The organism is Cellulomonas hominis, assembly GCF_005239125.1.
GTDB classification, from domain to species: domain Bacteria; phylum Actinomycetota; class Actinomycetes; order Actinomycetales; family Cellulomonadaceae; genus Cellulomonas; species Cellulomonas hominis_A.
Genome location: NZ_SZYE01000218.1, coordinates 1 through 5,698, shown reverse-complemented (window position 1 = coordinate 5,698; position 5,698 = coordinate 1). Strand labels below are relative to the sequence as shown.

The 5,698-nt window shown below is 78.2% G+C and carries 5 protein-coding genes; 3 read left to right on the top strand and 2 right to left on the bottom strand.

All coding sequences use genetic code 11. The annotated features are described in order from the left end of the window. The 3 genes from FA014_RS17435 to FA014_RS17425 all read left to right on the top strand — a co-directional run. Positions 1-1,374 (top strand): NAD-dependent succinate-semialdehyde dehydrogenase (locus tag FA014_RS17435; RefSeq protein ID WP_154730903.1); only part of this gene is annotated, 1,374 nt, incomplete at its 5' end. Between the two features lie 5 nt (positions 1,375-1,379). Beyond that, positions 1,380-1,940: a GNAT family N-acetyltransferase gene (locus FA014_RS17430; RefSeq protein WP_154730902.1), complete on the top strand. Its 561-nt coding sequence runs from the start codon at positions 1,380-1,382 to the stop codon at positions 1,938-1,940. 162 nt (positions 1,941-2,102) lie between these two features. Continuing rightward, a complete protein-coding gene (locus FA014_RS17425) occupies positions 2,103-3,890 on the top strand; it encodes a putative bifunctional diguanylate cyclase/phosphodiesterase (protein ID WP_154730901.1) in 1,788 nt (595 codons plus the stop codon). A gap of 635 nt (positions 3,891-4,525) precedes the next feature. Here the strand turns inward: FA014_RS17425 and dapB are convergent. Next, positions 4,526-5,281: a 4-hydroxy-tetrahydrodipicolinate reductase gene (dapB, locus tag FA014_RS17420; protein WP_154730900.1), complete on the bottom strand. Its 756-nt coding sequence runs from the start codon at positions 5,279-5,281 to the stop codon at positions 4,526-4,528. Between the two features lie 9 nt (positions 5,282-5,290). Beyond that, positions 5,291-5,698 (bottom strand): hypothetical protein (locus FA014_RS20215; RefSeq protein ID WP_195969346.1); only part of this gene is annotated, 408 nt, incomplete at its 5' end.

Sequence of the window (5,698 nt, the reverse complement as noted above, 5' to 3'; positions counted from 1 at the left end):
CCGGTGGCCGACCCGGCGACCACCGACGTGCTGTTCGAGGTGGCGGACGCCACGCCCGCCGACGGCCTCGCGGCGCTCGACGCGGCGCACCGGGCGTTCCCCGCGTGGCGCGAGGTCGCCCCGCGGACCCGTTCCGACGTGCTCCGGGCGGTGTTCGACGCGATGGTCGCCCGCGCGGAGGACCTGGCGGCGCTCATCACCGCCGAGGGCGGCAAGCCGCTGGCCGAGGCCCGCGCGGAGGTGCAGTACGCCGCGGAGTTCGTGCGCTGGTACTCCGAGCAGGCCGTGCGGCTCGACGGGCTGACGCGGCGCGCGCCCGCCGGGACGCACCACCAGCTCGTGCTGCGCCGCCCCGTCGGCCCGGCGCTGCTCATCACGCCGTGGAACTTCCCCATCGCGATGATCACCCGCAAGGTCGCGCCCGCGCTCGCCGCCGGCTGCCCCGTGGTGATCAAGCCCGCGCAGCTGACCCCGCTGACCACCGCGTACTTCGCCGAGCTGGTGCGGGCCGAGCTCGACGCCCGCGACCTGCCGGCGGGCGTGATCAACGTGCTGCCCACGTCGTCGTCGCGCGCGCTGACCGAGCCCGTGATCGCCGACCCGCGGCTGCGCAAGCTGTCGTTCACCGGGTCGACCGAGGTCGGGCGCTCGCTGCTCAGGCAGGCGGCGGACAACGTCCTGCGCACCTCGATGGAGCTCGGCGGGAACGCGCCGTTCCTGGTGTTCGCCGACGCCGACCTGGACGCCGCGGTCGAGGGCGCCGTCGCCGCCAAGATGCGCAACGCCGGGCAGACCTGCGTCGCGGCCAACCGGTTCCTCGTGCAGCAGGAGGTCGCCGCGGAGTTCGCCGACCGGCTGACCGCGGCCTTCGAGCGGCTGGTCATGGGGCCCGGCACGGAACCCGACGTCGCGGTCGGCCCGCTCATCGAGAAGGCCGCCGTGGACCGGGTCGAGGAGCTGGTGACGGAGGCCGCGGACGACGGCGCCCGGGTGCGGACCGGCGGCGAGCGCCCCGGCCGGCGGGGGTACTTCTACCCGCCGACCGTGCTGGACCGGGTGCCCGAGGACGCCCGCGCGGTGCGGGAGGAGATCTTCGGGCCCGTCGCGCCGGTCGTGACCTTCGGGGACGAGGCCGACGCCGTCCGGCTGGCGAACGCGACCGAGTTCGGGCTGGTCGCCTACGCGTACACGCGGGACGTCGGCCGGGTCATGCGCCTGGCCGAGGGCGTCGAGACCGGGATGCTCGGGATCAACCGCGGCATGGTGTCCGACGCGAGCGCGCCGTTCGGCGGCGTGAAGTCCTCCGGCATCGGCCGCGAGGGCGGCGAGGCCGGGATCGAGGAGTATCTGGAGCCCCTGTACGTGGCATTGTGAGCGGCATGGACCCCCTGCTCGCCGCCACCTCCGACGTCTCCGTCCGGCCCGCCGTCCCCGGGGACGAGGGCGCCGTCGCGGCCGTGCAGCTCGCCGCCTGGCGCGCCACCCTCGGCGAGCTGGTCGGCGACGGGGTCCTGGACCGGGTGGACCCGGCGCGCGTCACCGACCAGTGGGCCGCCGCCATCGCCTCCCCGCCCGGTCGCGGGTACCGCGTGCTGGTCGCGATGCACGGCCCGCGGCTGGTCGGGTTCGCCTCGGTCGCCCCCGTCACCGCCCCGCCCGGGTCCGGCGACGACACCCCGGGCGGCGAGATCCTCGCGCTCGAGGTCGACCCGGCCGAGCGCCGGCTCGGTCACGGCTCCCGGCTGCTGGCGGCCGTCGTCGACCTGCTGCGCGACGAGGACCGGGCGACCAGCGTGCAGACCTGGGTGGTCGCCGGCGACACCGCGCGGGAGCAGTTCCTCGGGTCGGCGGGCCTGGGCGACGTCGGCGCGACCCGGGTGCTCGGCGAGCAGGACGACCCGCGGGAGATCACCGAGCACCTGTGGGGCGCGAGCATCTGACGCGAGCGGCCGCGACCCGCGCGCCCGCCGCCCCGGGCGGGCGCGGCCGGAGGGGTGAACCCGTCACCCGCACGGGTCGGCCCCGGTGAACGGGGCGCGAACAGGCGACGACGGCGCGCGGCGACCGCTCAGGCCGACCGCCCCGCGGGCGATCGTGCGGGCGTGTCCCCCCAGACCCGCGCGCCCTGGCGGCGCGCCGACCGCGGTCGTTCCCTCGCCGACCTGGTCTCCGCGCCCGTCGTCGTCGCCCCCACCGACTCGTGCGAGGTGGTGGACGTCGGCTTCCGGACCCGGTGGACGGGCTCCTCGGTGCTCGTCGCCCCGCGCGAGCCCGGCGGCGCGTTCGGGATGGTGGCCCGCAAGGACTTCCTCACCACCATGACCGGCCGGTACGGGTTCGGGCGCTCGCTGTGGGGGCGGCGGCCGGTCGCGGACGTCGCCCGGTGGGACGTGCCGTGGGTCGACGTGCGCGCCTCGCTGACCGAGGCCGCCGAGCGCCTGGTCACCGGCGACGGGTACCAGGACATGCTGGTGACCGGCGCGGACGGCGGCCCCGTCGGCATCCTCGACCCCACGACGCTGATGGAGGCGCTGGCCGCCGAGCTGGCGCACGAGGCGTCGCACGACCACCTGACGGGCGTGACCTCGCGGGCGCGGTTCGTCGACGGGCTGCGGGAGCTGTGCGCGACCGCGCGCGACGGCGGCGGGGCGGTCGTCCTGGCCTTCCTCGACCTGGACCGGCTCAAGGAGGTCAACGACACCCTCGGGCACTCGTTCGGCGACGCGCTGCTGCACTCGGTCGCGACCCGGCTGGCGGCGTGCGCGCAGCCCGGCGACGTGGTCGGGCGGCTCGGCGGCGACGAGTTCGCGCTCGCGCGGCTGCTGCCGCCGCAGACACCCGACGACACCTGGCGGGTGCGGGCCCTGGACCTGGGCGAGGTGCTGCGCTCCGCGATCGCCGTGCACGACCCGGGCCTGCCGGTGCCCGCGCACTCCCGGGTGTCCGTCGGCCTGGCGCTGGGCGCGGGCGCGCTGGTGGACCACGACCGGCTGCTGCGGGAGGCCGACCTCGCGATGTACGGCGCGAAGAAGGCCGGCGGCGACCGGGTCCGGCTCGCCGGGGCGGACGCGCGCCGGGGCGCCGCGGCGGACGCCGGGCCGGTCGGGCTCACGGGCCTGGCCGCGCTGCCCGGGCTGGACCTGGACGCCCTGGAGGTGCACTACCAGCCGATCGCCGGCACCGCCGACGGGTCGGTGCACGAGGTCGAGGCGCTCCTGCGGTCCCGGGACGGCGAGGGTCGGCTGGCGGGACCCGTGGCGCCGCTGGACCGCGCCGCGCGGGCCGGGCTCGCCCTCGAGCTCGACCTCTGGGTCCTGGCGCGCGCGTGCGCCGACCGGGCGGCGTGGCGGGCCGCGCTGGGCGACGGCGCCCCCGCGGTGGTGAACGTGAACCTCTCCCCCGCCGCGCTGGAGGAGCCCCTCCTCGCGGACCGGGTGCTCCGGGTGCTCGACGCGACCGGGACGCCGCACGACGCCGTCCGCCTGGAGCTGTCCGAGGCCGCCTCCGAGGCGCAGGTCGCCGGGGCGCTCGGGGCGCTCGACGCGCTGCGCGCCGCCGGGGTGCCGATCGCGCTCGACGACCTGGGCGGCGCGATGTCCGGGCTGCGCCAGGTCGCGCGCCTGCCGGTCGACGTGCTGAAGATCGACCGGTCGGTGGTGGCCGGGATGCTCGACGACCCGCTGGACGCGCTGCTGGTCGAGCTCGTCCACCGGATGGCCGTCGACCAGGGCATGACGGTGGTCGCCGAGGGCGTGGAGTCGCAGGCGCAGCTCGACGCCCTGCGAGCCGCGGGGGTGCCGCTGGTGCAGGGCTTCCTGGTGGCGCGCCCCATGCCGCCGGACGCCCTGCACGCGTACCTCGCCCCCGCGGGCCCGGAGGGCCCCGGCTGATGCCCAGCCGGACGTCCCGCGGCCACCCGGTCGATCGGGCGGGCACGGGACGTCCGGGTGGCGACCAGGACGCGCGCGAGCGCGGCGCGGAGGCGGTCGGGACGCGCGCGAGCGCGGCGCCCGGGGGTCAGGACAGGCCGCGCGGGGCCCCGCCCGCGGCGGGGGCGCGGCCGCGGTGCACGCGCGACGCGGCCGGTACCAGGTGCCCCAGTCGCCCGGCGCGGCCGCCTCGGCCTCCGCCCGTGCCGCCGCGAACTGCTCGGCGGCCGCGGAGCGGTCGATCCGCCCGCCGGGGCTGCGCGGCAGGTCGTCGACGGGCAGCTCCCCGCGCGCGGCCAGGGTGTCGGCCATCCGCTGCACGTCGACGGCCAGCAGCCACTCCCGGGCGACCAGGCCGAGGACCAGCAGCGGCAGCAGCGCGAACGCCGCGCCCAGCCCGACCCCGACCGGCTCGCCGGTGCGGATCAGCGCGACCGCCCGTCCGGCGACCAGCCACAGGTAGAGCCCGAGCAGGGCGGTGAGGGCGATCGCGGCGACGAGGCCGGTGCGCCGCCGGGCGGCCGAGGCGGGCGCGGGCGCGTCGTGGCCGGGCACGCCCTCGTCCGGTGCCGGGTGCCGGGGATCCCCCACGGCGGTCAGCCCAGGTCCAGGTAGTGCTCGAGCCCGACCGTCAGCCCCGGCCGCGACCCGACCTGCCGCACGGCGTGCAGCACGCCCGGCATGAACGACACCCGGTCGAACGAGTCGTGCCGGATCGTCAGCTGCTCGCCCGGGTTGCCCAGCAGGATCTCCTCGTGCGCGACCAGCCCGCGCAGCCGCACCGCGTGCACCCGCACGCCGTCCACGTCCGCGCCGCGGGCGCCGTCGAGCGACGTCGTGGTGGCGTCCGGCACGGGGCCGAGCCCCGCGTCCCGGCGGGCGGCCGCGATCGCGGCGGCGGTGTGCCGGGCCGTGCCCGACGGGGCGTCGACCTTGTCGGGGTGGTGCAGCTCGACCACCTCGACCGACTCGAACCACCGTGCGGCCCGGGCGGCGAACGCCATGGCCAGCACCGCGCCGAGCGCGAAGTTCGGGGCGACGAGCACGCCCACGCCCGGGCGGCCCGCCAGGTCCCCCTCGACCCGGGCCAGCGACTCGGCGGTCCAGCCGGTGGTCCCGACGACCGCGTGCACGCCCTGCGCCACGAGCGACCGGACGTTCGCCTCCGCGACCGCCGGGACGGTGAAGTCCACGGCGACCTGCGCGCCGGTCGCGGCCACCGCGCCGACGTCGTCGCCGTGCTCGAGGGCGGCCACGAGCTCCAGGTCGGGCGACGACTCCACGGCGTCGACGACGGTCCGTCCCATGCGGCCGGCCGCGCCCAGCACGGCCACCGTGATCGCATCAGTCACCGCTGCACCCTATGCGGTCGCGAGCACGTCCTCCATGCCGCGCACGGCCCGGCGCAGCTCGAGCGCGCCGAGCCCGGTGAACCGCTCGACCTCCCGCTGGGGGTAGCCGGCGTCCGCGTAGGCGCGCAGCACCCGGACCACCCCGAGGGCGTCGCCGCGGTCGTCGACCCCGAGCTCGCGCACCGCGCAGGACAGCCGCACCGTCGACAGGAACGCGGACGGGCTCAGCCCGACGTGCGCGGCGAGCAGCGCGTGCAGCCCGGCGAGCGAGCGGTCGACCGCGCGCGCCAGGTCGACCGGCCGGACCAGGCCGCGCTCGGCGTCCGCGTACCGGGCGACCCGGTCGACGGCGTCCCGCTCGGCGGCCGGCACCGGGCGGCGGACGGCGGCGGCGAGCGCGTCCTCCAGCACGGCAGA

Bases quoted from the DNA above. Each gene is read 5' to 3' on its own strand.
- FA014_RS17430 (WP_154730902.1), top strand. From the start codon at position 1,380: ATGGACCCCCTGCTCGCCGCCACCTCCGACGTCTCCGTCCGGCCCGCC.